Raw genomic sequence first — 25114 nt, forward strand, 5'->3', positions numbered from 1 at the left:
TTCAGGTACGCATGACTGAGGCCCGGCCCCCCGCACGGGGGCCGGGCCTCAGTCTGTTCGGCCTAGCCAGCGAGCCCCGCCCGCAGCCGCCGCAGCCCCTCCGCGATCTCCTCCGGGGTCTGGGTGACGAAGCACAGGCGCAGGGTGGCCGGGTCGGGGGTGTTCGCGTAGAAGGGGGCGCCGGGGACGTAGGCGACGTCGTGGGTGACGGTGGTGCGCAGGCGCGCCGTGGCGTCGTAGCCGTCAGGGAGGCGCACCCACAGGAACATGCCGCCTTCCGGGCGGTTCCAGGTGGAGCCCTCGGGCAGGGCGTCCGCGAGCCCCGCGAGCATCGCGTCCCGGCGCTCGCCGTACGCGGACGCCACCCGTGCGACGTGCGCGCCCAGGTCGTACCGCTCCAGGTACCAGGCGGCGGCGAGCTGGTTGACGGTGGGGGTGTGCAGGTCGGCGGCCTGCTTGGCGATGGCGCAGGCGCGGAGCAGCCCGGCGGGGGCGCGCAGCCAGCCGAGCCGCAGCCCTGGCGCCATCACCTTGGAGAAGCTGCCGAGCAGCGCGGTGCGGTCCTCGGCGCCGGGGTGGGCGGCGAGCCACGGCACGCGCTCGCCCTCGAACCGCAGCTCCCCGTACGGGTCGTCCTCGACGAGCCACAGGCCGCACCGCGCGGCGACCTCGGCGACCGCCGCGCGCCGCTCGGCGGGCAGGGTCCGCCCGGTCGGGTTCTGGAACGTCGGCACCAGGTACAGGAGCTTCGGCCGGTGCTCGGCGACGAGCCGTTCAAGGGCCTGCGGGTCGATGCCGTGCTCGTCGCCCGGCACGGCCACCACGCGGGCCCCGGCGAACGCGAACACCTGGAGGGCCGCCAGGTAGCAGGGGTTCTCGACGAGGACCGTGTCGCCGGGTTCGACGAGCGCGGTGGCGAGGAGCGAGAGGGCCTGCTGGGAGCCGCTGGTGACGAGGATGTCGTCGGCGTCCGTGGCCAGCCCGAGGTCCGTGTGGCGCGCCGCTATGCGGCCGCGCAGCGCGGGCTCGCCCTCCGTCGTCGAGTACTGGAGCGCCTGCCCGGGCCGCGCGGCGAGGACGGCCTGGTAGGCGGCGGCGACGCCCTCGCCGTCGAAGAACTCGGGGGCGGGCAGGCCGCCCGCGAAGTTGATGACCTCGGGGCGCGCGGTGATCGCGAGGATGTCCCGTACGGGCGAGCCGCCGACGGCGGCGGCTCGGGCCGCGAGAGCGGGGACGGGCGCGGTGCTGGGCGCATGGGCGGGGGCGGTCATCGGCGGCTCCTTCGGTTGTGACGCAGCCTAAGCGTCCGGGTGGCCGTTACAGGAGTCGTTTCGCGATGCGGACGTGCGCCCTACTTCTCCCACTCGTACCCGTCTCCCCCGTCCGGCTTGCGCCACGCCTTCACCCATTTCCTGGTCTCGATGGTGTAGCCGTACAGGCGGTCGTCCGAGGCGGCGGTCGTGCGGAACGGCTTGCCCTCGTCGTCGATGACGAGCGTGCCGCGCCGGTTGCCGCTGGACCACCCCAGCTCCAAGTACCAGCGCACGTCGCGGGACTTGGCGTAGGCGGTGACGTAGAAGGCCTCGGGGTCGCTCTCGCTCACCTTGAACGGGAAGTCGTCGCCCTCGGGGACGAGGGCGGGCCGCCCCTTGTCCAGCTCCACGTTGAAGAGGTGCTTGGGCACGTTGCCGCCGCAGCCCACCCCGAGGAACCCCATGAGGTACTTGTTCCAGCCGGGCGGTGTGCTCCTGTCGACGACGCGCAGGTTCAAGGACTCAAGGACGACGGTCTCTTTGCCGGTGCCCTGGACGGTGAACTTCACCTCCTGCTGCTCGGCCGAGACCGCGCCGAACGCGGACACCCAGCCCGCGGCGTCCTGCTCGTTGGGCGGCGCGGGCAGCCGGCCCGGGGTCCTCGGGATGACGTACGGGCGCCCGCAGGGGGAGTCCCAGTGCTGGGACTGGGTGGACACGGTGACGGGGGCGCGGGCGGAGGAGCCTTCGGAGGCCTTGCCGCCGGAGCCCGGGGCGTTGCCTTCGCTGCCTTCGCCGCCCGTCCCGCTCCCCTTCACACCTCCGGCGCCGTCCGCGTCGCCCTTGTCCTCGCCCTTCCCGCCCTTCTTGGAGGGGTGCGCGGAGGACGTGGCGGAGGGCTTGCCCGAGGGGTCCTTCTCGTCCTTGCCGGACGGCGCGCCCTCGGTCGCCCCACGGGGGCCCTGGCCCACGGATGAGCTCTTGCGGTCGCCGTCGGAGCCGCCGGAGCCGTCGGACAGCCCGTGCAGGGCGAGGGCCGTGCCGCCGAGGGCGAGGACGACACCGACGGCGGCGAGCGCGGCGAGCTGCCGTCGCCTGGTACGCGGCGTGCGGGCGCGCGGCTGCCGCTCGTCACCGCCCGCGCGGGCCGGTCCGGGCTCGTCCAGGGCCGACGCCGGTGTGCGGGGGCCGCGCTCCGCCGCCGGGGACGCTGAACCCGTCGAGAGCTCCGGTCCTGGCGAGGCTTCCGCCGACGTCGGTGCCGGTGCCGACGCCGGTGCCGGTGCCTCGTCCAAGGCAGCGGCGGCCTCGGACGCGGTGGCCTCGGACGCGGTGGCGTCGGGCCGGGTGGTGGTCCCGGCGGGGTCGGCGGCCCCGGATGCCGAGGGTCCGTTCGCCGCCGGAGGCGTCGCGTCGGCCTCGGACGGCTCCGCCTTGCGGCCCCGGGTCGCGTCGGCGACGATCCACCGCCGGTGGACCTCCATCAGCTCGTCCGGCGTGGCCTTGCACAGCCGGGCAAGGCGCTCCACCGGGGCGAACTCCGTCGGCACCGCCGTGCCGTTCACATAGCGGTGGAGCGTCGACGTGCTCACGTGCAGCCGCTTGGCGAGGACCCCGTAACTGAGCCCGGACCTTCCCTTCAGTTCTCGTAGCAACTCCGCGAGATCGCCCGCCCCCACGCCGTCCTCCATCCCGTGCCGCCATTCCAAGCAACGCCTGTTCCCCCAGGTCAGGGCCCATGCGAACGTTCCAGCGTCCCGAAGGCGCCAGCAACGCTGGCTCCTGGGACGAAGCGCCGCACAAGCTGTGGGTCATACAAGCACGCCGCTCCCGAAAAGCCCGCAGAGCGGCGTGCGTCTAACCCATCACATGAGAAGAGACCAGCCATGCGTGCGCCCCACCGCCGTTCCCGTACCCGTCTGTTCGCCGCCGCGGCGCTCGCGGTCGCCGCGCTCTCGCTGACGGCGTGCGGCGGCGATGGCGACGGCACCCGGGACGAGGGCGCCGCGAAGCCCGGGCAGTCGGCCGCAGACAAGGACCCGCGGAAGTCCGCGGAGCCGGGCGGAGCCAGCGGTTCCGGCGCGGCCTCGGGGACGTCCGGGGACGGCGGCGCCGACTCCTCGGGGAGCACCGGCAAGGGCTCGTCCGGTGCCAAAGCTTCCGGGGGGTCCAAGGGCTCCGAGGGCTCCGACCCGTACGACCCCGCGAACCGCGTGCCCTGCTCGGCCGCGAACACCTCGGTCACGGCGACGCCGGTCCAGCGTCCCCTCAACTACATGCTCCTCACGGTCACCAACACCGGCTCCAAGATGTGCGACCTGAAGGGCTATCCGCGGGTCAAGTTCGAGGGCGCGCAGTCCGTGCCGCCGGTCATGGAGCAGACCAAGCCGCAGGCGGTCACCTCGCTCAAGCCGGGCGCCAAGGGCTACGCCGGAGTGATCCTCTCCGCCGGTGACGGCAGCGGCGGAGAGGGCCGCACCGCGCAGAGCCTCGAGATCGGCTTCGAGGGCAGCGACCAGCTGGCCACGGCCGCGCTCCAGGCGAAGGGCGTCCACGTGGACGACAGCCTGCGCGTCACGTACTGGCTGACCAGCTCGACCGACGCACTCAACTGACCAAGTCCAGCGGACCGACAAACCAACAGACCACCAGACCACCTCACCACTCAAACCCAGAAAGACAGGCTCACCATGCGCAAGATCGCCCTCGTCACCCTCACCGCGGCGCTCTCCCTCACCGCCCTCGCCGGGACGTCGGCGACCGCCGCCCCGGCCAAGGCCGCCGCGGCCCCCGTCGCCTGCACCTCCGCCACCACCAAGGTCACGGTCAAGGAGGTCGACCGCCCGATCAATCACCTGCTCCTGACCGCCAAGAACACGGGCACGAAGACCTGTTACGCCTACCACGCCCCGTACCTGCGCTTCGACCAGGCGCAGTCCGCCACGCACATCCTCCAGGACAGCCAGCCGCAGGCGGTCGTCACGCTGAAGCCGGGCCAGTCCGCGTACGCGGGCATCGGCACGTCGTCGCCGGAGGGCGCGGACGGCTACCAGGCCAAGAAGCTCGGCGTCCTGTTCGCCAACCGCGCGGCGAACGGCGGCGCGGGCTCCACGACGCACCCGAAGCTCCCGGCCGGCGGGGTGTACGTGGACAGCTCGGCCTTCGTCACCTACTGGCAGACGTCGGCGGCCGACGCCCTCGTCTGGTAGTCCACGCCCCGCGCCCGCGAACCTCCCCCTGGTTCGCGGGCGCAGCCTCTTCACTTACGTTTTGGTAAGTACCCCACTATTTAGTCGGTACTTGTTCAAAGGATCGCGGGGCCAGAGGATCGAGGCATCACCTCGATCCACCCAGACACCCCTCCACCCACCCCCCGCCTTCCTCAAGGAGCCCCATGTCCTCCGCGTCCCCCAAGCCGCCCGTCTCCGTCCTCGGTCTCGGCAACATGGGCAGCGCCCTGGCGGCCGCGCTGCTCAGGGCGGGCCACCCCACCACGGTCTGGAACCGCACGGCGGCCAAGACGGGCCCCCTCGCGGCCCAGGGCGCGACCCCCGCCGAGACGCCCCTGGACGCGGTCACCGCCAGCCCCCTGGTGATCGCCTGCCTCACCCTCAACGACCACGTCCGCGACCTCTTCGAGCCGCTCACCGCGGAGCTGCGCGGCAAGACCCTGGTGAACACCACGAACGGCACCCCGGCGCAGGCCCGCGAGCTCGCGGCCTGGGCGGCGAAGCACGACATCGCCTACGTCGACGCCGGGATCATGGCGATCCCGCCGATGATCGCGACGCCGGGCGCGTACATCCTCTACAGCGGTGACGAGAAGGCGTTCCAGGAGCACCGCGCGACGCTGGCCGCGATGGCCGACACCAAGTGGGTCGGCGAGGACGCGGGCCTCGCCGCGCTGTGGGACCTGTCGCTGCTCACCGGCATGTACGGCATGATCCAGGGCGTGACGCAGGCGTTCGCGCTGACCCGCGAAGCGGGAGTGCCGCCGCGGGAGTTCGCGCCGCTGCTCTCCGACTGGGTCGTCGCGATGACGCGGGGCCTCGTGCCCGGCACGGCGGCGGCCCTGGAGTCCGGGCAGCACCTGACGGACGTGTCCAGCCTGGAGGTGAACCAGGCGGCGTTCCCGAACCTGCTCGCCGCGTTCGCGGAGGCGGGCGTCAGCGACGAGCTGTTCCAGGGGATGCAGCCCCTCCTCGACCGCGCGGTCGAGCAGGGACACGGCGCGGACGGCCTGTCACGCCTGGCCGAACTCCTCAAGCGGGGCTAGGCGTTCCCCCCTCAAGGCGCGAACCCTCAGGGGACGAGCACGACCTTGCCGGTGGTCTCCCGGCGCTCCAGGGCGGCGTGCACCTCGGCGGCGTGGGCCAGCGGGAAGGACTGCACGGCGGGCACGAGCTCGCCGCGCGCGCCCGCGTCCAGGGCGCGGCGCATGTAGCCGGCCCTGTCCTCGGGGCGGGCCAGGAGGTCGTGCAGCGCGTTGACGTAGCGGACCCGGTCCCCCGCGGGCTTGAAGTCGACCTGCGAAGCGGCCCCGATGGACACGAACCGCCCGCCGTCGCGCAGCAGTTCGGCGGCGGTGGCCGCCAGCGCCCCGCCGACGCCGTCCAGGACGACGCTGACCGGCCGGGCCGCGCCGCCGAGCACATCCCGTACGGCGTCGTCCCAGCCGTCCCGCCGGTAGTCGACGGCGGCGGCGCCGAGCGCGCGCACGGCGTCGGTCTTGGCGCCGCCGCCCGCGGCGCCGACCACGGTGGCGCCGACGGCGAGCGCGTGCTGCACCACGAGCCGCCCGACGCCCCCGGCGGCGGAGGTCACGAGCACCACGTCGTCGGCGGTGAGCCGGGCGATGTCCAGCAGCCCCACGGCGGTGGCGCCGGTGACGACCATGGCGACGGCGTCCTGGAAGCCGAGCCCGTCGGGCAGCGGGTAGACCTGCCCGGCGTCGGCGACGGCCAGTTCGGCGTAGCCGCCAGGCGTGCCGAAGGCGGTCACCACGGACCGCCCCAGCCAGGAGCCGTCCACGCCGGGGCCGACCGCGTCGACGACGCCCGCGACCTCCCCGCCGAAGACGGCGGGGAGCTCGGGCAGCGGCGGCGCGAGGTCGCTGGCCGCCCCCGCCCGCATCACGGTCTCGATGAAGTGGACTCCCGCCGCCCGTACGGAGATCCGCAGCTGGCCGGGGCCGGGCTCGGGGTCGGGAAGGGTCTCGTAGCGGAGGTTCTCGGCGGGCCCGAACTCGCGCAGTACGACGGCGTGCATCTGAAGTCCTCCTGGACACGGGACGTGTACGTCTTGACGCACACCACCTTGATCCCTCAACCAAAGTTGAGGTCAAGCGCCGTCCGGGAGGACCCGCTCAGAGGCCCCGCGCCACCTCGGTGGCCCAGTAGGTGAGGATCATGTTCGCCCCGGCCCGCTTGATCCCGAGGAGCGACTCCATGATCGCCTTGTCACGGTCGATCCACCCGCGCTCGGCGGCGGCCTCGACCATCGCGTACTCGCCGGAGATCTGGTACGCGGCGACGGGCACGTCCACGCGCTCGGCGACCTTGGCGAGGATGTCGAGGTAGGGCCCGGCGGGCTTCACCATCACCATGTCGGCGCCCTCCTCCAGGTCGAGCGCCAGCTCCCGCAGCGACTCGCGGCTGTTGGCCGGATCCTGCTGGTACGTCTTGCGGTCGCCCCGCAGCGAGGACCCGACGGCCTCCCGGAACGGGCCGTAGAACGCGGAGGAGTACTTGGCGGTGTACGCGAGCACGGCGACGTCCTCGTGCCCCGTCTGGTCGAGGGCGTCCCGGACGACGCCGATCTGACCGTCCATCATCCCGCTCGGCCCGACCACGTGCGCGCCCGCGTCGGCCTGCACCTGCGCCATCTCGGCGTACCGCTCCAGGGTGGCGTCGTTGTCGACGCGGCCCTCGCTGTCGAGCACCCCGCAGTGCCCGTGATCCGTCGTCTCGTCCAAGCACAGGTCGGACATGACGAGCAGGTCGTCCCCGACCTCGGCCCGCACATCGCGGATGGCGACCTGGAGAATCCCGTCCGGGTCGGTACCCGGCGTGCCGAGGGCGTCCTTCTTGGACTCCTCCGGCACCCCGAACAGCATGATCCCGGAGACCCCGGCCTCCAGCGCCTGAACGGCCGCCTTCTTCAGGGTGTCCCGGGTGTGCTGCACGACGCCCGGCATGGACGCGATCTCCACCGGCGCGCTGACGCCCTCCCGCACGAACGCGGGCAGGATCAGATCGGCCGGGTGCAGCCGCGTCTCGGCGACCATGCGCCGCATCGCGGGGGTCGTCCGCAGCCGCCGGGGCCGCGAGCCGGGAAACGAACCGTACGTGCTCATGTGTTCACCTCGTTGTTCAGCCCGTCGAGGGGGTCCCCCCTGCTCCTTAAGAGCTTGGGGGAGTTTGAGGACGAGGCGCGAAGCGCCAATGCAGTTAAGCGGGGGGCCGGGGGCGGCAGCCCCCGGTTCGGGAAGGGGCGGGCCTGGGGCGCACCCGCGAGGGCAAGGCTACGGCGCGGCGGCCCGCCGCCTGCGCGCCCCCGGCCGCCGCTCGGAGGGCCGCGTCACCGGATCCCCCGCCTCGAGCGCGGCCACCCGCCGCCGCGCCCCGAACTCCGCGAGCGCCGCCGCCAGCTTGTGCACGGACGGCTCCGGAGCCATCACGTCCACCCGAAGGCCGTGCTCCTCCGCGGTCTTCGCGGTGGCGGGCCCGATGCAGGCGATGACGGTCACGTTGTGCGGCTTGCCCGCGATGCCGACCAGGTTCCGCACGGTGCTGCTCGACGTGAACAGGACCGCGTCGAACCCGCCGCCCTTGATCGCCTCACGCGTCTCGGCGGGCGGCGGCGAAGCGCGCACCGTCCGGTAGGCGGTGACGTCGTCGACCTCCCACCCGAGGTCGATGAGCCCGGCGACGAGCGTCTCGGTGGCGATGTCGGCCCGGGGCAGGAACACCCGGTCGATCGGGTCGAAGACGGGGTCATAAGGAGGCCAGTCCTCAAGGAGGCCCGCCGCCGACTGCTCGCCGCTCGGCACCAGATCCGGCTTCACGCCGAAGGCGATGAGCGCGGCGGCCGTCTGCTCGCCCACGGCCGCGACCTTGATGCCCGCGAACGCACGGGCGTCGAGCCCGTACTCCTCGAACTTCTCCCGCACCGCCTTGACGGCGTTGACCGACGTGAAGGCGATCCACTCGTAGCGCCCGGTCACCAGGCCCTTGACGGCGCGCTCCATCTGCTGGGGCGTGCGCGGCGGCTCGACGGCGATCGTCGGCACCTCGTGCGGCACGGCCCCGTACGACCGCAGCTGGTCGGAGAGCGAGGCCGCCTGCTCCTTCGTACGCGGTACGAGGACCCGCCACCCGAAGAGCGGCTTCGACTCGAACCACGACAGCTGGTCGCGCTGGGCGGCGGCGGAACGCTCGCCGACCACGGCTATGACGGACCGGCCCCCGTCGGGGGACGGGAGGACCTTCGCCTGCTTGAGGACCTGCGCGACGGTGCCAAGCGTCGCGGTCCAGGTGCGCTGGCGCGTCGTCGTACCGGCGATGGTCACCGTCATCGGCGTGTCGGGCTTGCGCCCCGCGGACACCAGCTCACCGGCGGCCGCCGCGACGGAGTCCAGGGACGTGGAGACCACGACGGTCCCGTCAGAGGCGCCGACCTCGCTCCAGCAGCGGTCGGACGCCGTGCGCGCGTCGACGAACCGCACGTCGGTGCCCTGCGGGTCGCGCAGCGGCACCCCCGCGTAGGCGGGCACGCCGACCGCGGCCGCGATGCCCGGCACCACCTCGAAGGGGATGCCCGCGGCGGCGCAGGCCAGCATCTCGTCGGCGGCGTCCGTGTCCAGACCGGGATCCCCGGTCACCGCGCGCACGACCCGCTTGCCGCCCCGCACGGCCGCCATGACAAGATTGGCGGCGGCTTGGGACGTCGGGCCCCGCAGGCTTTCTGACGTGCCGTCAGTCGCGTCCGGGAGAGGTGTGTCCACACCCCCTCGGGCATGCACACGCACGACATCGAGAACATCCGGCTCGGCGATCAGCACATCCGCTCGGGCCAGCGCCTCGACGGCGCGGAGGGTCAGCAGTCCCGGATCTCCGGGTCCGGCACCGAGGAAGGTGACGTGCCCGTGTGCGGGAAGGCCGGAAAAGTTCGAGGTGGGGCTCAAAGTGCTCGCTCCCCCATCAGACCGGCCGCGCCCTTGGCGAGCATCTCGGCGGCGAGTTCCCGCCCGAGCGCCGTCGCCTGGTCTTCCGTTTCGGGCACGGGACCGGTGGTGGACAGCTGCACCAGCGCCGAGCCGTCGGTGGCACCGACGACGCCGCGCAGGCGCATTTCCTTGACAATCTGCCCGTCGGCCAACAGGTCGGCCAACGCACCGACAGGTGCGCTGCAACCGGCCTCCAGGGCGGCGAGCAGGGCGCGCTCGGCGGTCACGGCGACCCGAGTGAACGGGTCGTCGAGCTCGGCGAGCGCGGCGATCAGGTCCGCGTCGGACGCGGCGCACTCGATCGCCAGTGCCCCCTGGCCGGGGGCGGGCAGAACCATGTCGACCGACAGGAAGTCGGTCACCTCGCCGATCCGGCCCACGCGGCTGAGGCCCGCGGCGGCCAGGACGACGGCGTCGAGCTTGCCGTCACGCACGAATCCGATCCGGGTGTCGACGTTGCCGCGGATCGGCACGGTCTCGATGGACATGCCGTGCGCGCGGGCATAGGCGTTGAGCTGCGCGGCACGCCGCGGCGATCCGGTGCCCACCTTCGCGCCGCTCGGCAGCTCCGTGAAGGTGAGTCCTTCGCGCGCGACGAGCGCGTCCCGCGGGTCCTCGCGCGGCGGCAGGGCCGCGAGCACCAGGTCATCGGGGAGCGCGGTCGGCAGGTCCTTCAGCGAGTGCACCGCGAAGTCGACCTCACCGGCGCGCAGCGCGTCCCGCAGCGCGGTCGCGAACACACCGGTGCCGCCGATCTGCGCGAGGTGCTCGCGCGAGGTGTCGCCGTACGTGGTGATCTCGACGAGCTCGACGGGGCGGCCCGTCAGCTGCCGCACCTTCTCGGCCACCTGACCGGACTGGGCCAGGGCGAGTCTGCTGCGCCTGGTCCCGAGTCGATACGCCTTCTCGGTCATGCCAGGCCTCGCTTGGGGTTGTCGTTCTCGTTGTGCTTGGCGCCGTTGGCGCTCAGGTGGTCGGCCCTGGACACGGCCGCGACCGTCTCCGGGTCGAGGTCGAACAGGGTGCGCAGGGCGTCCGCGTACCCGGCGCCGCCGGGCTCGCTGGCCAGCTGCTTCACCCGTACCGTCGGCGCGTGCAGCAGCTTGTCGACGACGCGGCGCACGGTCTGCGTGATCTCGGCGCGCTCCTTGTCGCCGAGCTCCGGCAGCCGCCCGTCGAGCCGGGCGATCTCACTGGTCACGACGTCAGCGGCCATCGTGCGCAGCGCCACCACGGTCGGCGCGACGTGCGCGGCGCGCTGCGCGGCACCGAACGCGGCGACCTCGTCGGACACGATCGTGCGCACGGCGTCCACGTCGGCCGCCATCGGCGCGTCGGCGGAGGCCTCCGCGAGCGACTCGATGTCGACGAGCCGGACGCCCGCGATCCGGTGCGCGGCCGCGTCGATGTCACGGGGCATCGCCAGGTCGAGGAGGGCGAGCGCGACGCCACGGGAGAGGTGGCGGTGAGCGCGGGCCACGGCCGTCGCGGCCCGGGGCACGGAGGCGCCGCCGACCGCGGGGCTGTTGTCGACAAGGGCGCCGTGCCGCTCGTACGCGGTGGCCTCACCGATGCCCGCGCCGGTGTCCGGCCGTACGGCACCGGGGGCGTCGGCGGCTTCGGGGGCGTCGGGGGCGTCGGCGGGCGTGATGACGCAGGCGTCGTCGGGGCAGACGTGTCCCGCGCCGCCGTCCGCCGGGGAGTCGGCTACTGCGGTACGGCCAGACACCGCCGCCGCGACGTCGGCGCCCGTCAGGACCAGGCCCGTCGCGCCGGTGCAGGACACGGCCACGTCGGCACGTGTCAACTCGGTGGCCACGTCGGCCATCGGCACGGCGCGGGCGGTCACGCCCGTGCCGCCCTCGACGAGGATCTGGGCGAGCCGCTCGGCCCGCTCGAAGGTGCGGTTGGCGATCACGACCTCGTCGACGCCGGAGCGGGCGAGGGTCGCCGCGGCCAGCGAGGACATGGAGCCCGCGCCGATCACCAGGGCGCGCTTGCCCTTGGCCCACACGTCCACGGGCTCGCGCCCGGCGAGCTGCTCCAGGCCGAAGGTCACCAGGGACTGCCCGGCCCGGTCGATGCCGGTCTCCGAGTGCGCCCGCTTGCCGACCCGCAGCGCCTGCTGGAACAGGTCGTTCAGGAGCCGCCCCGCGGTGTGCAGGTCCTGCGCGCGGGCGAGGGCGTCCTTGATCTGGCCGAGGATCTGCCCCTCGCCCACGACCATCGAGTCGAGCCCGCACGCCACCGAGAACAGGTGGTGGACGGCCCGGTCCTCGTAGTGCACGTACAGATAAGGAGTGAGCTCCTCCAGGCTCACGCCGCTGCGCAGCGCGAGCAGCGTCGACAGCTCGGCCACGCCCGCGTGGAACTTGTCCACGTCCGCGTACAGCTCGATGCGGTTGCAGGTGGCGAGCACGGCGGCCTCCGCCGCGGGCTCGGCGGCGAGCGTGTCCTGGAGCAGCTTGGCCTGCGCGCCAGCGGTGAGCGCGGCCCGCTCGAGCACGCTCACCGGAGCGCTGCGGTGGCTGAGGCCGACGACGAGAAGGCTCATGCGGGCATCACGGCGGGGACGTCCCCGTCGGGCCCTTTGCGCTGCTCCTGGGAGGCGGCGGGCGCGGCGGCGGAGTCGCCGGAGCCCTCCTCGCCGGCCTTGCGCTGCTCGTGGAAGGCGAGGATCTGCAGCTCGATGGAGAGGTCGACCTTGCGCACGTCGACGCCGTCCGGGACGGTCAGGACGGTCGGCGCGAAGTTCAGGATGGAGGTGACGCCCGCGGCGACGAGCCGGTCGCACACCTGCTGCGCGGCACCGGCGGGGGTGGCGATGACACCGATGGAGACGCCGTTGTCGCTGATGATCCGCTCGAGGTCGTCGGTGTGCTGCACCGGCATCCCGGCCACGGGCTTGCCCGCCATCGCGGGGTCGGCGTCGATGAGGGCGGCCACGCGGAACCCGCGCGAGGCGAACCCGCCGTAGTTGGCGAGCGCCGCGCCGAGGTTGCCGATGCCGACGATGACGACCGGCCAGTCCTGCGTCAGTCCGAGCTCACGGGAGATCTGGTAGACGAGGTACTCGACGTCGTAGCCGACACCCCGCGTGCCGTACGAACCGAGGTACGAGAAATCCTTGCGCAGCTTCGCGGAGTTGACCCCCGCGGCCGCCGCGAGCTCCTCGGAGGAGACCGTGGGCACCGAGCGCTCCGACAGTGCGGTCAGCGCCCTCAGGTACAGCGGAAGCCTGGCGACGGTGGCCTCGGGAATCCCTCGGCTACGGGTCGCCGGTCGGTGAGTTCGGCCAGTTGCCACGGTGCTCCTGCGGGTAGAGCGGGGCTGCGGGCGGGCGTGCGCCACTCGTCGTGTCCCAGGACCGCCCCGTCGGATGCAGGCTATGTCTTTGTGAACGCGTGCACAAAGATGGTGTCCGATTTGCCCGGCCAACGTGACCGGCGTCACGCGCTCCTGGCGCACTTGTGTGGAACCGGCGCGCAGCCAGGAACGACACTCACCCGACGGGGGCAAAACCGCACACACTCCTCACGATCCACGCCCCCGAGACCTTGAAAACCGCCCCCGATGCTAAACGACTTTCCGGACAGCCCCGGACGCCAGATCCGGCCATCGGTCCCGGCCGGGGCCCCGGCACCCGCGCTCAGCCGGTCAGCGCCCGCCGCAGCCGCCCGGCGTCCACCCGCCAGAACGTGTGCTGCTCCCCGTCCACAAGCACCACCGGGATCTGCTCCCAGTACTCCCGGTGCAGCGCCTCGTCCTCGGTGATGTCCTTCTTCTCCCACGGCACGCCGAGCTCCCCGCACACCCGCGCGACGACCGCCTCGGCGTCCTCGCACAGATGGCACTCGGGCTTGCCGATCAGCGTGACGAGGCGATCACCGGGGGCAGGCCGCGTCCCCTTCGTCGCGTCCGACCGGGCCGACCTGCGAAAAAGCGGGCTCATGCCGCCACCTTCCTCTTCAGTGCTCCGCGCGCCCCGCGCACGTCGTGAACATCGTGAACGTCGTGGACGTCCCACTGTGACCAGCGCGACACAGCGAGTTGACGGGTTCGAATCCTTGCATTCATGGGGGAACCGAACAGAGTGGCTATGCTCGACGGCATGGCCACTCTGCGTTGGCTCCACCCCCGTAGGCGCTCCGCCACCGCGCGCAGCGTCCTGGCAGGCGAGGCCTCGGCGGAGGCCGCGCGCAAGTCCTCACGGGAGCTGGAGGACCTCGCCCCCGCCCCGGCGCCCGATGACGCCGCGGCCCCGGAGTTCCCGGTCGTCGGCGACGACAAGGCCGCCGCCTTCTTCGACCTCGACAACACCGTCCTCCAGGGTGCGGCGATCTTCTACTTCGGCCGGGGTCTGTACAAGCGGAAGTTCTTCCAGCGCCGCGAGCTGTCCCGCTTCGTCTGGCAGCAGGCCTGGTTCCGGCTCGCGGGAGAGGATCCGGAACACCTCCAGGACGCCCGCGAAAGCGCCCTGTCCATCGTCAAGGGCCACCGCGTCGCCGAGCTGATCTCCATCGGCGAGGCCGTGTACGACGACTATCTGGCCGAGCGCATCTGGTCCGGCACCCGCGCCCTCGCCCAGGCCCACCTCGACGCGGGCCAGAAGGTGTGGCTGGTCACCGCGGCCCCCGTGGAGATGGCCACCATCATCGCCCGCCGCCTCGGTCTGACCGGCGCCCTCGGCACGGTCGCCGAGTCCATGCACGGCGTCTATACGGGCAAGCTGGTCGGCGAGCCCCTGCACGGCCCCGCGAAGGCCGAGGCCGTGCGCGCCCTGGCCGCCGCCGAGGGCCTGGACCTGGGCCGCTGCGCCGCGTACAGCGACTCGCACAACGACATCCCCATGCTGTCGCTCGTCGGCCACCCGTACGCGATCAACCCCGACGCCAAGCTGCGCAAGCACGCCCGCGCCCGCGACTGGCGCCTGCGGGACTACCGCACGGGGCTCAAGGCGGCCAAGGTCGGCATCCCGGCCGCCGCCGGCGTGGGCGCGCTCGCGGGCGGCGCCGCCGCGGCCGTCGCCCTGCACCGCCGCCGCCACTGACCCGGCACCGCGGCCGCCACTGACCCGGCACTGCCCCGCCACTGACCCACCGCCGAGCCACTCAGGCTGCGCGCGGCCTTCGCCACGCAGTGTCACGTGCGCGAACACAACGGCAATCGTTGTCTCTTACCCGCCAGGCCTCCCGCCAGTCCCGTTCGTGCGACTCGGCCACAACACGCTCCACGCCCAGCCCGAATGCGCGCTAATCCGATCAACAAACGTTCAATAAGCGGTACTTGACCGACCGCCGATCGGTAAGAGAAGCGACGTAATCGATGATTTGAGCAACTGGGTGTAGCGCTGCCTGTACGAAGCGTTATTCTCCTCAGACGCATACCGGACCTCGCACGTCGCTACGACGGGTGAACGGTCCCGCACTGAACGTGATGGAAGCTCTGCCTCTGGGAGTCCCGTGTACCCACACGTCGGGGTTGACGCCTCGGGCCTGGCTACGCTCCGCGCAACGGTCCTCGACCGCCTGCGCGGCTTCGTCCCCACCGCGTACGCCGTCCCCGCCTTCGCCGTCCCGGCACCCGCCGGGCCGTGCTACGCCCTGGCGGACGGCGGTGCCGCGGTGAGCAGACGCGCGCGCTCCGGCGCCGCCGCATCCGCCACCGTTCGCCGCCCCGCCGCGGACAGCGACAGCGCCCGCATGATGGACCTCGTCGAACGCGCCCAGGCGGGCGAGGCCGACGCCTTCGGCCGCCTCTACGACCAGTACAGCGACACCGTCTACCGCTACATCTACTACCGCGTCGGCGGCAAGGCCACCGCCGAGGACCTCACCAGCGAGACCTTTCTGCGCGCCCTGCGCAGGATCGGCACCTTCACCTGGCAGGGCCGCGACTTCGGCGCCTGGCTGGTCACGATCGCCCGCAACCTCGTCGCCGACCACTTCAAATCGAGCCGGTTCCGCCTCGAAGTGACCACCGGCGAAATGCTCGACGCCAACGAGGTCGAACGCAGCCCCGAGGACTCCGTCCTCGAGTCCCTGTCGAACGCCGCGCTCCTCGACGCCGTACGCCGCCTCAACCCGCAGCAGCAGGAGTGCGTGACGCTGCGCTTCCTCCAGGGCCTCTCGGTCGCCGAGACCGCGCGCGTCATGGGCAAGAACGAAGGTGCGATCAAAACCCTTCAGTACCGAGCGGTCCGCACCCTCGCCCGGCTCCTCCCGGACGACGCCCGCTGACGGCCCGCTGACCGCCCGGACCCGGCGACCGAGCGGCCCGCCGCCCCCGGTCCAGCACACCGGGCGACGGCCAACTCACCCTCCGTGGCGGCCAGATGGCCGTCGCGGCGGCACCTCATTCTTTCGCGGTCCGATCATCCTCCGTCCGTAACCCAAGTGCCGCGACGCTCGTTGTGCGGGATGCAGGCTCCCTGTGGTCGCGGCCTGACTGCCTCCGCTCACTCGATCGTGTGGAAGCGTTCAGGACGTGCAACCCTCAGGACCCCCTGGGGAGTCGACGTCATGACGAGAGGAGGTGCCGCCAGTGATCGCGAACGTATCGGCCCACCGGCGGGCGAACGCCTTCGCCCAGGCCCTGGAGGAGCTCTCCGGCCAGGACCCGGCGGCCGACAAGACCGATGATTCCGCCGCTCCCGGACCGGCCGTCGGCGACCGCCTCCTGGCGCTCGCCGACGGCCTGGCCCAACTCCCGAAGCCGGAGTTGGACCCGGAGGTCAAGGTGGTACAGCGGGCCCAGCTGGTAGCGGCCATGGAGGCCATGCTGGCGGCAGGCACCACGGGCGACGGCGCAGCGGTACCACGCCAGCGCTCCCGCAAAGGCGCGCACCGCGCCCTGCGGAAGCTCAAGCCGCGCACCCGCCTGTCCAAAGGCATCGCCGCGGGCGGGCTCACCGTCGGCGTCGCCGCCGGCGCCTTCGGCGGCATCGCCGCCGCCAGCAACGACGCGCTGCCGGGAGACTCGCTCTACGGCCTCAAACGCGGCATGGAAGACCTCAAGCTCGGCATGGCCGACAACGACACCGACCGCGGCCAGATCTATCTCGACCAGGCCTCGACCCGCTTCAGCGAGGCCCGCCGCCTGATGGAGCGCGCCCGCTCCGGCGACCTCGACCACGAGTCGCTCGGCGAGATCCGCCGCGCCCTGTCCGGCATGCGCCACGACGCCTCGGAAGGCCACCGCCTCCTCACCCAGGCCTACCAGCGCGACGGCTCCCTCGGCCCCATCCAGGCCCTCTCCTCCTTCGCCAAGGCCCACGGCGCCAGCTGGCGCGACCTGCGCGCCAAGCTCCCGGTCCAGCTCGGCGACGTCGGCGCGGAGGTCACCTCCGTCTTCGACGCCATGGAGCAGGAAGTCGAACCGCTGCGTTCCCTGCTCCCCCGCGCCCCCGGCGGCAAGCACCGCGCACCGGACGACCGCCCCCGCGAGAGCGCCCCCGACGCCCCGCACCGGGACCGCCCCGCCTCCCCGCACGCCTCGGACGACTCCCAGCCCCACCGCACCCCGGGCAAGCCGAAGCCGCCCTCCCCCTCCCACAAGGAGAGCGACGGCCTGCTGCCCGGCGTCACCGACGGCCTGATCGACCCACCAAAGGCGGACGCCCCCACCCCCAAGCCCACCAGCCCAGAAAACCCCAACCCCCACCCCAAGCCCGCCAACCCAGAGGTAACCCTGCCGCCCCTGATCCCAGGCCTCCTCCCAGAACTGGGAATCGAAGGCGAAGACCAGACGTAAACGAGGACAAGCCGCGCAGCGGCGAGGCATTTCAGCCCGTCCGGCGTTTGAGGACGAGGCGCGAAGCGCCAATGCGGTTGAGCCGGGGGCCCGGGGGCGGCGGCCCCCGGTTCAGGAAGGGGCGGGCCTGGGGCGCCCCGCGAGGGCCACCGACCGCCAGCAGAACACCGACCGTCAGAAGAACACAGACCGCCGCTGCACCAACAACTTGTACAGCGTGTGCTGAATCTGCTCCCGCACCTGATCCGTCAAATTGAACATCAGCATCGGATCCTCAGCCGCCTCGGGCGGATACCCATCCGTAGGGATCGGCTCCCCGAACTGAATGGTCCACTTCGTGGGCAACGGCACCACCCCCAAAGGCCCCAGCCAAGGAAACGTGGGCGTCACCGGAAAGTACGGAATCCCAAGGACCCGAGCCACGGTCTTCGCATTCCCGATCATCGGGTAGATCTCCTCCGCCCCGACGATGGAGCACGGCACGATCGGCGACCCGGTCCGCAGCGCCGTGGACACGAACCCACCTCGCCCGAACCGCTGCAGCTTGTACCGCTCCCCAAAGGGCTTCCCGATCCCCTTGAACCCCTCGGGCATCACCCCGACGAGCTCCCCCCGCCGCAGCAGCGCCCCCGCGTCCTCCGCGCACGCCAACGTGTGCCCGGCCTTCCGCGCCAGCTCGTTGACCACCGGCAGCATGAACACCAAGTCCGCCGCGAGCAGCCGCAGATGCCGCTGCCGCGGATGGTGGTCGTGCACGGCGACCTGCATCATCAGGCCGTCCCACGGCAACGTCCCCGAGTGGTTGGCGACGATCAGCGCCCCGCCGTCGCTCGGCACGTTCTCGATGCCCTTGACCTCGACGCGGAAGTATTTGTCGTAGATCGGCCGCAGCATCGACATCAGGACCTGGTCGGTGAGCTCCGCGTCGTACCCGAACTCGTCGACCTCGTACTCACCCGTCAGCCGCCGCCGCAGAAACGCGAGGCCACCGGCGATCCGCCGGTCCCAGCCGCCCCCGCCGCCGCGCGGCGCGGGCCCGCCCTCCGCGGACGCGGCCGCGCCCTCGGCACGCTCCTCCTGGCGGCCACCCGCGTCCCGGGCGTCACGGGCGACCCGCCCCTCACGCCGCGACCGCCCCGCGTCCCCCGCGTCCGTGCGCGCGGCTTCCGCATCCGTCCTCGTACCGGTATCCGAGCCCCCCGCCGTCACCGTCGCGTCCGTCTCCGCCGCGCCCGGCGCGTCCCCGCTTCGGCGGCCCGGCACCACCGTGACCTCGCGCACCTTCGCCGAGTCGGCTTTGCGGCGCGGCGCGTTCCTGCGGCGCGGCGGCCGCTGTCCGGCCCCACGCGACCGGTCGTCGTCGAACGGAATGACCTTGGCGTCCGCCATCGTTGACGATCTCCTCAGTTGGCGCTGTGGTGGGCACTGTCGTCGGCTCCGCGTCCGGCGCCGTCCTCGGCGCCGCTCCCCGGACCACCGCCCGCGAACGGCAGCGCCGCGATCCTGTCGACGGCCGCCGCGAGCGCTCCGGGCGGCAGCAGCCCAGGCCCCCGGCTGCGGACGAAGTCGGCGAAGGTCTCCGCGGTCGAGTACTTGGGCTTGAACCCCAGTGTCTCGCGCATCTGCCGGGTGGCGACGACGCGGCCGTGGGTGAGGAGCCGGATCTGTTCGCGGGAGAAGTCCGTGACGCCGAGCGTACGCAGTGCCGTGCCCACCCAGGTGACGGCGGGCAGCAGCACGGGCATCGTCGGGCGGCCGAGGCGGCGCGCGCACTGCGAGAGCAACAGCTGGCCGTCACCGGCGATGTTGAAGGTGCCGCTGTTGAGGGTTCCGCGCCGCGGGTCGTGCGAGGCGAGCCGCAACACCTCGATCACATCGTCCTCGTGGACGAACTGCAGGCGCGGGTCATAGCCGAAGACCGTCGGCAGGACCGGCAGCGCGAAGTACTCCGCGAGCGGTGAGTCCGCCGCCGGGCCGAGGATGTTCGCGAACCGCAGCACGCACACCGCGACGTCAGGGCGACGGCGCGCGAAGCCCCGTACATAGCCCTCGACCTCGACGGCGTCCTTCGCGAAGCCGCCGCTCGGGAGCGACTTGGGCGGCGTCGTCTCGGTGAAGATCGCCGGATCGCGCGGCGCCGAGCCGTACACATTGGTACTCGACTTCACCACCAGGCGTGTCACCCGCGGCGACTTCTGGCAGGCGCCGAGCAGCTGCATGGTGCCGATGACGTTGGTCTCCTTGACCGAGCCGCGGCTGCCCCCGGCGAGCGCGGTGCCCGTGACGTCCATGTGCACCACCGTGTCCACGGCGTGCTCGGCAAGGACCTTGGTGATCGTGGGCTGCCGGATGTCGGCCTGGACGAAGTCGGCGCCGCCCAGATGGTGCTCGGGGCGAACCGCGTCCACGGCGACCACCCGGTCGACCTCGGGATCGCGCTGGACGCGCCGGACGAACCTGCCGCCTAGCTGCCGGGCCACCCCGGTCACGAGCACGACCTTGCCCAAGATCAGCGCCGCCTTTCCCCAGCCCCGCGTCGCGTCGGCCCACTCCAGCCTCGCGTGACGTCTGTGGCCCACGCTAGCGGGTCGATGTTGCGCTGTGATGACCGCGGGCTTCGCGAAGTGACGACGGCCACACGACTCCGTAAAGATCAAGCCGTTCGCCCGTCTTTGAACTGTTGAACCCCATATGAGTCCGGCCCGCCATCCGGCCCGGCCCGGGTCCCCCGACCACCGGGGACTTCAAACGCGTGGAGGCCCCCATAAACGCACTGAAGCCCTCCCGTCATTCGACGGAAGGGCCTCAGCGACGTACGCCAGCTCGCTCGCTTAAGCGGCCGCTTACTTCTTGTTGCGGCGCTGAACGCGCGTGCGCTTCAGCAGCTTGCGGTGCTTCTTCTTCGCCATCCGCTTGCGCCGCTTCTTGATAACAGAGCCCACGACTACCCTCGCTCACTTCTCGGATCATCCCCGCGCCAGCGGGGATATTGGTGCGGGGCGTCTGGGCCCACACGACCTACGTCGGCCTAGCCTACCCGCCCGTTCGCCGAGCCTGTAATCGAGGAACGTCGATCAGGCTGTCTCCACCCCCACGTATGAGTCGCGAAGGTACTCGTGAACCGCGTTCTCCGGGACCCGGAAGGACCTTCCGACCCGGATTGCGGGCAGATGACCGCTGTGTACCAGCCGGTACACGGTCATCTTCGAGACTCGCATCACCGCGGCGACCTCCGCCACGGTCAGGAACACAACCTCGCTGAGAGGCCTCTGGTCAGCAGCCATGACACACCTGAACCTTCCGCACATGACGCGCACCGGCTTCCCCTTCCGGTGACTCCTCGTCGCTGTGCGCTCACTCCCCAGAGTAGGGGCGGGTGATGCGAGTGGGGAAGAGGAGCTACCATCGGCCGTTTACTGTGACAGACACGCTCGATTGAGTACATAGCGAGTAAGCGGTCGGTAGTAATCAGACCGCACAGCGTCATCAAGCGGAACGACCACGGACACCCGCCCCTCGGCCTCTCCGACGAACAGCGCGGGATCGTCCGTATCCGCCAGACCGATCGCCTCAAACCCCAGCTGACCTGCCCCGCAGACCCAGCCGTGGTCCCCGATGACCAGCTCGGGCAGGGCCCCTCCGGAGTCGGCCTGAGCCATCAGGGCCCGCCGAATCGGCAGGGGTGAGTGGCTGTGCGCGCCGGTCTCACTCCCGGTGGGACGCGCGCCGGGTTCGCGCACCAGCGCGACACCTTGTACGTAGTCAAGGTTGTACGTGCGTAGGCCGAACCGGGTCGTTATGTCGACACGATGACCCTGCGCCGGAGTGAGGACCGCGCATCCCGCCGCCGACAGGGCATCGGCCAACGCGGCGTAGAAACCAAGGAGTCGGTGGGGGTGCCCGGTGCCCAGGAGCACGGGAACCCGCCGCCGGGCGGCCTCCCGGAGCCGTTCGGCGAACGCGTCGAGCGCCGCCAACGTCCGTTCCGGGTCGATGACATCGGCCCCCGTGGTATGCCGGGGGTCATCGGACACACCGCACTTGTCGGCCATCAGCCTCAGCAAGTCCCCTGTGCCCCAGGTCCATTCGGGATCGAGCCCGAGCAGTATCCGCGGGTCCCTGGCGGCGAAGAGCCGGTAACTCCGCAGACTCTCCTCCCGCGAGGTGGCCACAGGCCCAGCGAGCCGGGCCGCCAGCAAATGCGCACGCAACGCTCCGGTGCTCAACACGCCCCGATGCTGCCGCACCCCCACCCCCCAAACCCCCAATTCCCAAGAAACACCGCACAGTCGGGCTAACACCCCCAGCACGACGAGGCACACCAGCCCGTCCGGCGCTCGAGGGCGAGATTCAGCCCGTCCGGCGTTTGAGGACGAGGCGCGAAGCGCCAACGCTTGTGGGCGGGGCCCGGGGCGGCAGCCCCGGTTTCGGGAAGGGGCGGGCCTGGGGCGCACCGCGAGGACACACGTGCCCCCCTAGGCCAACAACCCCCGCAACGGAAAAACGGCCCGCCGAACAGCCACCACAGCCTGATCCACCCGATCCGAGGGGTCGTACCCCGACTCCCACCCCCGCCACCCCACCGGCCACCGCCCATCCGTCATCCGCCCAGGCGCAACCCCCCGCGTCCGCGCGAACACCTCCCGCCGCCACCCCTCAGGCACCGCCACGGAAGGCGAGATCTCCCGCCCCGCGGCGACGCCCACCAGATGCGTCCAGGACCGCGGCACCACATCCACCACCGCGTACCCACCCCCACCGAGGGCCACCCAGCGCCCTTCCGCGTACTCATGCGCCAGCTCATGGCACGCGATCTGCACCGCCCGCTGTGCGTCGAGCGACACGGCGAGATGCGCCAGCGGGTCCTCGAAGTGGGTGTCGGCGCCGTGCTGCGTCACCAGGACCTGCGGCCGGAACTCCGCGAGCAGCTCCGGCACAACGGCGTGAAACGCCCGCACCCACCCCGCGTCCCCGGTCCCCGCGGGCAGCGCCACGTTCACCGCGCTCCCCGGCGCCCCCGGACCGCCGGTCTCCTCGGGCCACCCGGTCCCCGGGAACAGCGTCCGGGGATGCTCGTGCACGGAGATCGTCAGCACCCGGGGGTCGTCCCAGAACGCGGCCTGCACCCCGTCCCCGTGGTGCACGTCCACGTCCACATAGGCGACCCGCTCGGCCCCCAGCTCAAGGAGCCGCGCTATCGCCAGCGCCGCGTCGTTGTACACGCAGAAGCCGGACGCCGCCGCGGGCATCGCGTGGTGCAGCCCGCCCGCGAAGTTCACCGCGTGCAGCGCCTCGCCCTGCCACACCGCTTCGGCGGCACCGACCGACTGCCCGGCGATCAGCGCCGACACGTCGTGAATCCCGGCGAAGGCCGGGACGTCCTCCGTACCGAGCCCGTACTCCCCGCGCGCGGAGGCCGGGTTCGCGGACGCCGCCTTCACGGCGTCCACATACTCCTCGTCGTGGACGAGCCCGAGCGTGGACTCGCCGGCGCGCTTCGCCGCGACCACGGCCACCTCGCGGTCAAGCCCGAAGGCGCCGATCAGACTCCTGGTCAGGGCAAGCCGGACCGGAGCCATGGGGTGCTCCGGGCCGAAGTCATAGCCCGTGACCGCTTCGTCCCACATCAGCTGCGCGCGCCCGCTCATGACCGTCACCGTATCGGTCCGGTCCGGGGGCGAACGACCGGGCGTACCACAACGTCATGAGCACCAACACCAGAGGAACGACCATGGCCCCACGATGGTTCCAGGCCTCACCCAGCGCTCCCACCAGCGGCGAACCGATCAGGAATCCCACGTAGTTGAAGACGTTCAGCCGCGCGACGGCCACGTCCGAGGCGTCCGGGAACAGCCGCCCAGCGGCCGCGAACGTCTGCGGCACGATCACGCACAACCCCAGTCCCAGCAGCGTGAATCCGCCGATCCCCACCCACGCCCCCGGCGCCAGGGCCACCACTCCGAACCCGGCCGCCGCGAGCACCGCGCCCGCCCGCACCACGGCCACCGCCCCGAACCGCCGCACCCCCAGGTCCCCAACTCCCCGCCCCACCAGGGTCATCACCATGTACACGTTGTACGGCACCGTCGACAGCTGCTCCGAACTCCCCAGCACGTCCTCGAGGTACTTCGCACCCCAGTTGGACACCGTCGAGTCCCCGATGTACGCGAACGTCATCACCAGGCACAGCGGCAACAGCACCCGGAACTCCACACTCCCACCGGCACCGGCCGTCTCCTGGCCCTCAGTGGCCCCGCCAGCACCCGCCGCGCCCGCTCCCCTGCCGCCGACCCCGTCGACGTACCAACGGCTCCCCACGAGGGCCGCGGGCAGCAGCACCACGACCACGGGCAGATACGTCACGACCAGCGACAGGTCCCAGTGCGCCCCCGCCCACGCCAGCGAGGCCCCCACGATGCCGCCCAGGCTGTACGCCGCGTGGAAGCCGAGCATGATGCTGCGCCCATACGCCCGCTGCAGGCTCACCCCGAGCATGTTCATGGACGCGTCGAGCGCCCCCACCGCGACGCCGAACACCCCGAGCGCAACCGCGATCTCCCCTATCGCGTCGCCCGCTCCGGCCCCGAGCAGCGCCAGCAGCACCACGGGCTGCGACCACCGCAGCACCCGGCTCGGCCGCACCCGCTTCACAAGCCCCTCGGTGCAGACGCTGCCGATTCCGGCCAGCACCGGCACGGCGGCCAGGAAGACGGGCAGCAGTCCGTCGGATATCCCGTACTGCTCCTGCAGCGCGGGTATTCGCGTCACGAGCAGGGCGAACGCCACGCCTTGCACCAGGAAGCCGAACGCGAGCGAGGCCCTGCCCCACCGGGGCGTCTCCGTCATGACGGCGAAGCGTAAGCCCCTGATCTACCGCAGGGTAGAGACCTTCTTTACTTGCGTTACTCGCCTTCCTCTCCCAGCAGGCCCACGAGCTCCCGCAGGTCCCCGAAGAGCCGGGTGGCATCCCGCAGCCGCTCGGCGGGAGTCATGGCCGTGAAACCGTAGACGTCCATTCCGGCCGCGACGGCGGCCCGCACTCCGAGCGGGCTGTCCTCGATGACGACGCATCGCTCCGGCGCCACGCCCATCCGCTCAGCGGCGTACAGGAAAAGGTCAGGCGCCGGCTTTCCCCGCCCCACGTCCTGGGAGCTGAAGACGCGGCCTTCGCCGAACCACCGGTCGAGCCCGGTCTTCCGGTGTCCCACCCGAATCCGTTCATGGCTGCCGGAGGAGGCCAGGCAGTAGGCGGCCCCGTCCACGGTCAGCTTCTCCAGCATCTCAAAGGCCCCCGCCATGGGCTGAAGCTCCCGCTCGAACGCGGCGAAGACCTGACCGTGGAACACCTCGTCGAAGTCCTCGGGCAGTCGTTTCCCCGACCGCTCCAGAACAAGGTCGTGTACGCGGTGAAGGGCACCTCCCATGTAGTCCCGCAGGGATTCCTCGTATGTGGTGGGGTGCCCGAGCTCGGTCAGATAAGCGGCGAGGATCCTGTTGGAGATCGGTTCGCTGTCCACCAGGACGCCGTCGTTGTCGAAGATGACAAGGTCATATCGCATAACGTGACCCTAAACGCAGAAAGCCCCCGTGCCGTACGGCACGGGGGCTTTCTCTCAAAAGGAGTTCGGCGGCGTCCTACTCTCCCACAGGGTCCCCCCTGCAGTACCATCGGCGCTGTGAGGCTTAGCTTCCGGGTTCGGAATGTAACCGGGCGTTTCCCTCACGCTATGACCACCGAAACACTATGAAACTGTGAACTACCGCACCACACCCAGAGAGTGTGGGGTTGTTCGTGGTTTCAGAACCAACACAGTGAACGCGAGCAACTGAGGACAAGCCCTCGGCCTATTAGTACCAGTCAACTCCACCCGTTACCAGGCTT

At 71.7% G+C, this 25114-nt stretch carries 23 protein-coding genes and 1 rRNA gene; 6 read left to right on the plus strand and 18 right to left on the minus strand.

What is annotated here, in order from left to right; translation table 11 throughout:
- Nucleotides 1-62 precede the first annotated feature (62 nt).
- Both AC07A4_RS04585 and AC07A4_RS04590 read right to left on the minus strand, forming a co-directional pair.
- Nucleotides 63-1271 carry an aminotransferase-like domain-containing protein gene (locus AC07A4_RS04585; RefSeq protein WP_478592741.1) on the minus strand — a complete coding sequence of 403 codons (1209 nt, stop codon included), beginning with the start codon at nucleotides 1269-1271 and terminating at the stop codon, nucleotides 63-65.
- 80 nt (nucleotides 1272-1351) lie between these two features.
- Nucleotides 1352-2932, minus strand: coding sequence for a helix-turn-helix domain-containing protein (locus AC07A4_RS04590; RefSeq protein WP_478592743.1), 1581 nt, complete (start codon nucleotides 2930-2932; stop codon nucleotides 1352-1354).
- Nucleotides 2933-3139: 207 nt separating this feature from the next.
- Between AC07A4_RS04590 and AC07A4_RS04595 the strand changes: the two genes are divergently transcribed.
- From AC07A4_RS04595 to AC07A4_RS04605, 3 genes are all read left to right on the plus strand, one after another.
- The gene (locus tag AC07A4_RS04595) at nucleotides 3140-3868 is read left to right on the plus strand and encodes a DUF4232 domain-containing protein (RefSeq protein ID WP_478592746.1); all 729 of its coding nucleotides are present in this window, start codon (nucleotides 3140-3142) and stop codon (nucleotides 3866-3868) included.
- Nucleotides 3869-3943: 75 nt separating this feature from the next.
- Nucleotides 3944-4462 (plus strand): DUF4232 domain-containing protein, encoded by a 519-nt coding sequence (locus tag AC07A4_RS04600; RefSeq protein ID WP_478592748.1) that lies wholly within the window; start codon nucleotides 3944-3946, stop codon nucleotides 4460-4462.
- A gap of 185 nt (nucleotides 4463-4647) precedes the next feature.
- Nucleotides 4648-5529, plus strand: a complete 882-nt coding sequence (locus tag AC07A4_RS04605) for an NAD(P)-dependent oxidoreductase (RefSeq protein WP_478592751.1) — start codon at nucleotides 4648-4650, stop codon at nucleotides 5527-5529.
- 26 nt (nucleotides 5530-5555) lie between these two features.
- On the opposite strand, the gene AC07A4_RS04610 is transcribed toward AC07A4_RS04605, so the two are convergent.
- The 7 genes from AC07A4_RS04610 to AC07A4_RS04640 all read right to left on the minus strand — a co-directional run bounded on the left by AC07A4_RS04610 (nucleotide 5556) and on the right by AC07A4_RS04640 (nucleotide 13432).
- Entirely contained in the window at nucleotides 5556-6521 is a 966-nt protein-coding gene (locus AC07A4_RS04610) for a zinc-binding dehydrogenase (protein WP_478592754.1), read from the minus strand.
- Nucleotides 6522-6618: 97 nt separating this feature from the next.
- Nucleotides 6619-7608 carry a porphobilinogen synthase gene (gene hemB, locus AC07A4_RS04615; RefSeq protein WP_478592757.1) on the minus strand — a complete coding sequence of 330 codons (990 nt, stop codon included), beginning with the start codon at nucleotides 7606-7608 and terminating at the stop codon, nucleotides 6619-6621.
- A gap of 168 nt (nucleotides 7609-7776) precedes the next feature.
- On the minus strand, nucleotides 7777-9438 hold the full coding sequence (locus tag AC07A4_RS04620) for a bifunctional uroporphyrinogen-III C-methyltransferase/uroporphyrinogen-III synthase (RefSeq protein ID WP_478592759.1): 1662 nt from the start codon (nucleotides 9436-9438) through the stop codon (nucleotides 7777-7779).
- On the minus strand, nucleotides 9435-10394 hold the full coding sequence (gene hemC, locus AC07A4_RS04625) for a hydroxymethylbilane synthase (RefSeq protein WP_478592762.1): 960 nt from the start codon (nucleotides 10392-10394) through the stop codon (nucleotides 9435-9437). Before hemC ends, AC07A4_RS04620 begins: the two co-directional genes overlap by 4 nt.
- A complete protein-coding gene (locus AC07A4_RS04630; RefSeq protein WP_478592765.1) occupies nucleotides 10391-12034 on the minus strand; it encodes a glutamyl-tRNA reductase in 1644 nt (547 codons plus the stop codon). The genes hemC and AC07A4_RS04630 overlap by 4 nt, the downstream gene beginning before the upstream one ends.
- The gene (locus tag AC07A4_RS04635) at nucleotides 12031-12786 is read right to left on the minus strand and encodes a redox-sensing transcriptional repressor Rex (protein ID WP_478592768.1); all 756 of its coding nucleotides are present in this window, start codon (nucleotides 12784-12786) and stop codon (nucleotides 12031-12033) included. The genes AC07A4_RS04630 and AC07A4_RS04635 overlap by 4 nt, the downstream gene beginning before the upstream one ends.
- A 343-nt stretch (nucleotides 12787-13129) precedes the next feature.
- Complete coding sequence (locus tag AC07A4_RS04640; RefSeq protein WP_478592770.1) at nucleotides 13130-13432, minus strand: glutaredoxin family protein; 303 nt, start codon at nucleotides 13430-13432, stop codon at nucleotides 13130-13132.
- Between the two features lie 159 nt (nucleotides 13433-13591).
- Between AC07A4_RS04640 and AC07A4_RS04645 the strand changes: the two genes are divergently transcribed.
- The 3 genes from AC07A4_RS04645 (at nucleotide 13592) to AC07A4_RS04655 (ending at nucleotide 17232) form a co-directional block, all read left to right on the plus strand.
- Nucleotides 13592-14530 (plus strand): HAD family hydrolase, encoded by a 939-nt coding sequence (locus tag AC07A4_RS04645; protein ID WP_478592773.1) that lies wholly within the window; start codon nucleotides 13592-13594, stop codon nucleotides 14528-14530.
- A gap of 412 nt (nucleotides 14531-14942) precedes the next feature.
- Complete coding sequence (locus AC07A4_RS04650) at nucleotides 14943-15719, plus strand: ECF subfamily RNA polymerase sigma factor, BldN family (protein ID WP_478592776.1); 777 nt, start codon at nucleotides 14943-14945, stop codon at nucleotides 15717-15719.
- 304 nt (nucleotides 15720-16023) lie between these two features.
- Nucleotides 16024-17232: a DUF5667 domain-containing protein gene (locus tag AC07A4_RS04655; RefSeq protein ID WP_478592778.1), complete on the plus strand. Its 1209-nt coding sequence runs from the start codon at nucleotides 16024-16026 to the stop codon at nucleotides 17230-17232.
- Between the two features lie 174 nt (nucleotides 17233-17406).
- Here AC07A4_RS04655 and AC07A4_RS04660 read toward each other — a convergent pair whose 3' ends face one another.
- The 9 genes from AC07A4_RS04660 to rrf form a co-directional block, all read right to left on the minus strand.
- Nucleotides 17407-18621, minus strand: coding sequence for a lysophospholipid acyltransferase family protein (locus AC07A4_RS04660; protein ID WP_478592780.1), 1215 nt, complete (start codon nucleotides 18619-18621; stop codon nucleotides 17407-17409).
- 14 nt (nucleotides 18622-18635) lie between these two features.
- Entirely contained in the window at nucleotides 18636-19739 is a 1104-nt protein-coding gene (locus AC07A4_RS04665) for an NAD-dependent epimerase/dehydratase family protein (protein WP_478592956.1), read from the minus strand.
- 336 nt (nucleotides 19740-20075) lie between these two features.
- Nucleotides 20076-20174 carry a 30S ribosomal protein bS22 gene (locus tag AC07A4_RS04670; protein WP_003948845.1) on the minus strand — a complete coding sequence of 33 codons (99 nt, stop codon included), beginning with the start codon at nucleotides 20172-20174 and terminating at the stop codon, nucleotides 20076-20078.
- A gap of 132 nt (nucleotides 20175-20306) precedes the next feature.
- Nucleotides 20307-20516 (minus strand): helix-turn-helix domain-containing protein, encoded by a 210-nt coding sequence (locus AC07A4_RS04675; RefSeq protein WP_478592782.1) that lies wholly within the window; start codon nucleotides 20514-20516, stop codon nucleotides 20307-20309.
- 129 nt (nucleotides 20517-20645) lie between these two features.
- Complete coding sequence (locus AC07A4_RS04680; protein WP_478592784.1) at nucleotides 20646-21461, minus strand: phosphatase; 816 nt, start codon at nucleotides 21459-21461, stop codon at nucleotides 20646-20648.
- 246 nt (nucleotides 21462-21707) lie between these two features.
- Nucleotides 21708-22880, minus strand: coding sequence for an acetoin utilization protein AcuC (locus AC07A4_RS04685; RefSeq protein ID WP_478592786.1), 1173 nt, complete (start codon nucleotides 22878-22880; stop codon nucleotides 21708-21710).
- A complete protein-coding gene (locus tag AC07A4_RS04690; protein WP_478592788.1) occupies nucleotides 22831-24078 on the minus strand; it encodes an MFS transporter in 1248 nt (415 codons plus the stop codon). Before AC07A4_RS04690 ends, AC07A4_RS04685 begins: the two co-directional genes overlap by 50 nt.
- 56 nt (nucleotides 24079-24134) lie before the next feature.
- Nucleotides 24135-24791: an HAD family hydrolase gene (locus tag AC07A4_RS04695; protein ID WP_478592790.1), complete on the minus strand. Its 657-nt coding sequence runs from the start codon at nucleotides 24789-24791 to the stop codon at nucleotides 24135-24137.
- Nucleotides 24792-24854: 63 nt separating this feature from the next.
- Nucleotides 24855-24971, minus strand: a 5S ribosomal RNA gene (rrf, locus tag AC07A4_RS04700).
- Nucleotides 24972-25114: the final 143 nt, after the last annotated feature.

The sequence above is a fragment of the Streptomyces sp. NPDC043996 genome (assembly GCF_056435225.1).

What these genes read in the sequence shown, in the direction of transcription:
- AC07A4_RS04585 (WP_478592741.1), bottom strand. Translation starts at nt 1,271, where the DNA reads ATGACCGCCCCCGCCCATGCGCCCAGCACCGCGCCCGTCCCCGCTCTC.
- AC07A4_RS04595 (WP_478592746.1), top strand. Translation starts at nt 3,140, where the DNA reads ATGCGTGCGCCCCACCGCCGTTCCCGTACCCGTCTGTTCGCCGCCGCG.
- AC07A4_RS04600 (WP_478592748.1), top strand. Translation starts at nt 3,944, where the DNA reads ATGCGCAAGATCGCCCTCGTCACCCTCACCGCGGCGCTCTCCCTCACC.
- AC07A4_RS04605 (WP_478592751.1), top strand. Translation starts at nt 4,648, where the DNA reads ATGTCCTCCGCGTCCCCCAAGCCGCCCGTCTCCGTCCTCGGTCTCGGC.
- AC07A4_RS04610 (WP_478592754.1), bottom strand. Translation starts at nt 6,521, where the DNA reads ATGCACGCCGTCGTACTGCGCGAGTTCGGGCCCGCCGAGAACCTCCGC.
- hemB (WP_478592757.1), bottom strand. Translation starts at nt 7,608, where the DNA reads ATGAGCACGTACGGTTCGTTTCCCGGCTCGCGGCCCCGGCGGCTGCGG.
- hemC (WP_478592762.1), bottom strand. Translation starts at nt 10,394, where the DNA reads ATGACCGAGAAGGCGTATCGACTCGGGACCAGGCGCAGCAGACTCGCC.
- AC07A4_RS04630 (WP_478592765.1), bottom strand. Translation starts at nt 12,034, where the DNA reads ATGAGCCTTCTCGTCGTCGGCCTCAGCCACCGCAGCGCTCCGGTGAGC.
- AC07A4_RS04640 (WP_478592770.1), bottom strand. Translation starts at nt 13,432, where the DNA reads ATGAGCCCGCTTTTTCGCAGGTCGGCCCGGTCGGACGCGACGAAGGGG.
- AC07A4_RS04645 (WP_478592773.1), top strand. Translation starts at nt 13,592, where the DNA reads ATGGCCACTCTGCGTTGGCTCCACCCCCGTAGGCGCTCCGCCACCGCG.
- AC07A4_RS04660 (WP_478592780.1), bottom strand. Translation starts at nt 18,621, where the DNA reads ATGGCGGACGCCAAGGTCATTCCGTTCGACGACGACCGGTCGCGTGGG.
- AC07A4_RS04675 (WP_478592782.1), bottom strand. Translation starts at nt 20,516, where the DNA reads ATGGCTGCTGACCAGAGGCCTCTCAGCGAGGTTGTGTTCCTGACCGTG.
- AC07A4_RS04685 (WP_478592786.1), bottom strand. Translation starts at nt 22,880, where the DNA reads ATGAGCGGGCGCGCGCAGCTGATGTGGGACGAAGCGGTCACGGGCTAT.
- AC07A4_RS04690 (WP_478592788.1), bottom strand. Translation starts at nt 24,078, where the DNA reads ATGACGGAGACGCCCCGGTGGGGCAGGGCCTCGCTCGCGTTCGGCTTC.
- AC07A4_RS04695 (WP_478592790.1), bottom strand. Translation starts at nt 24,791, where the DNA reads ATGCGATATGACCTTGTCATCTTCGACAACGACGGCGTCCTGGTGGAC.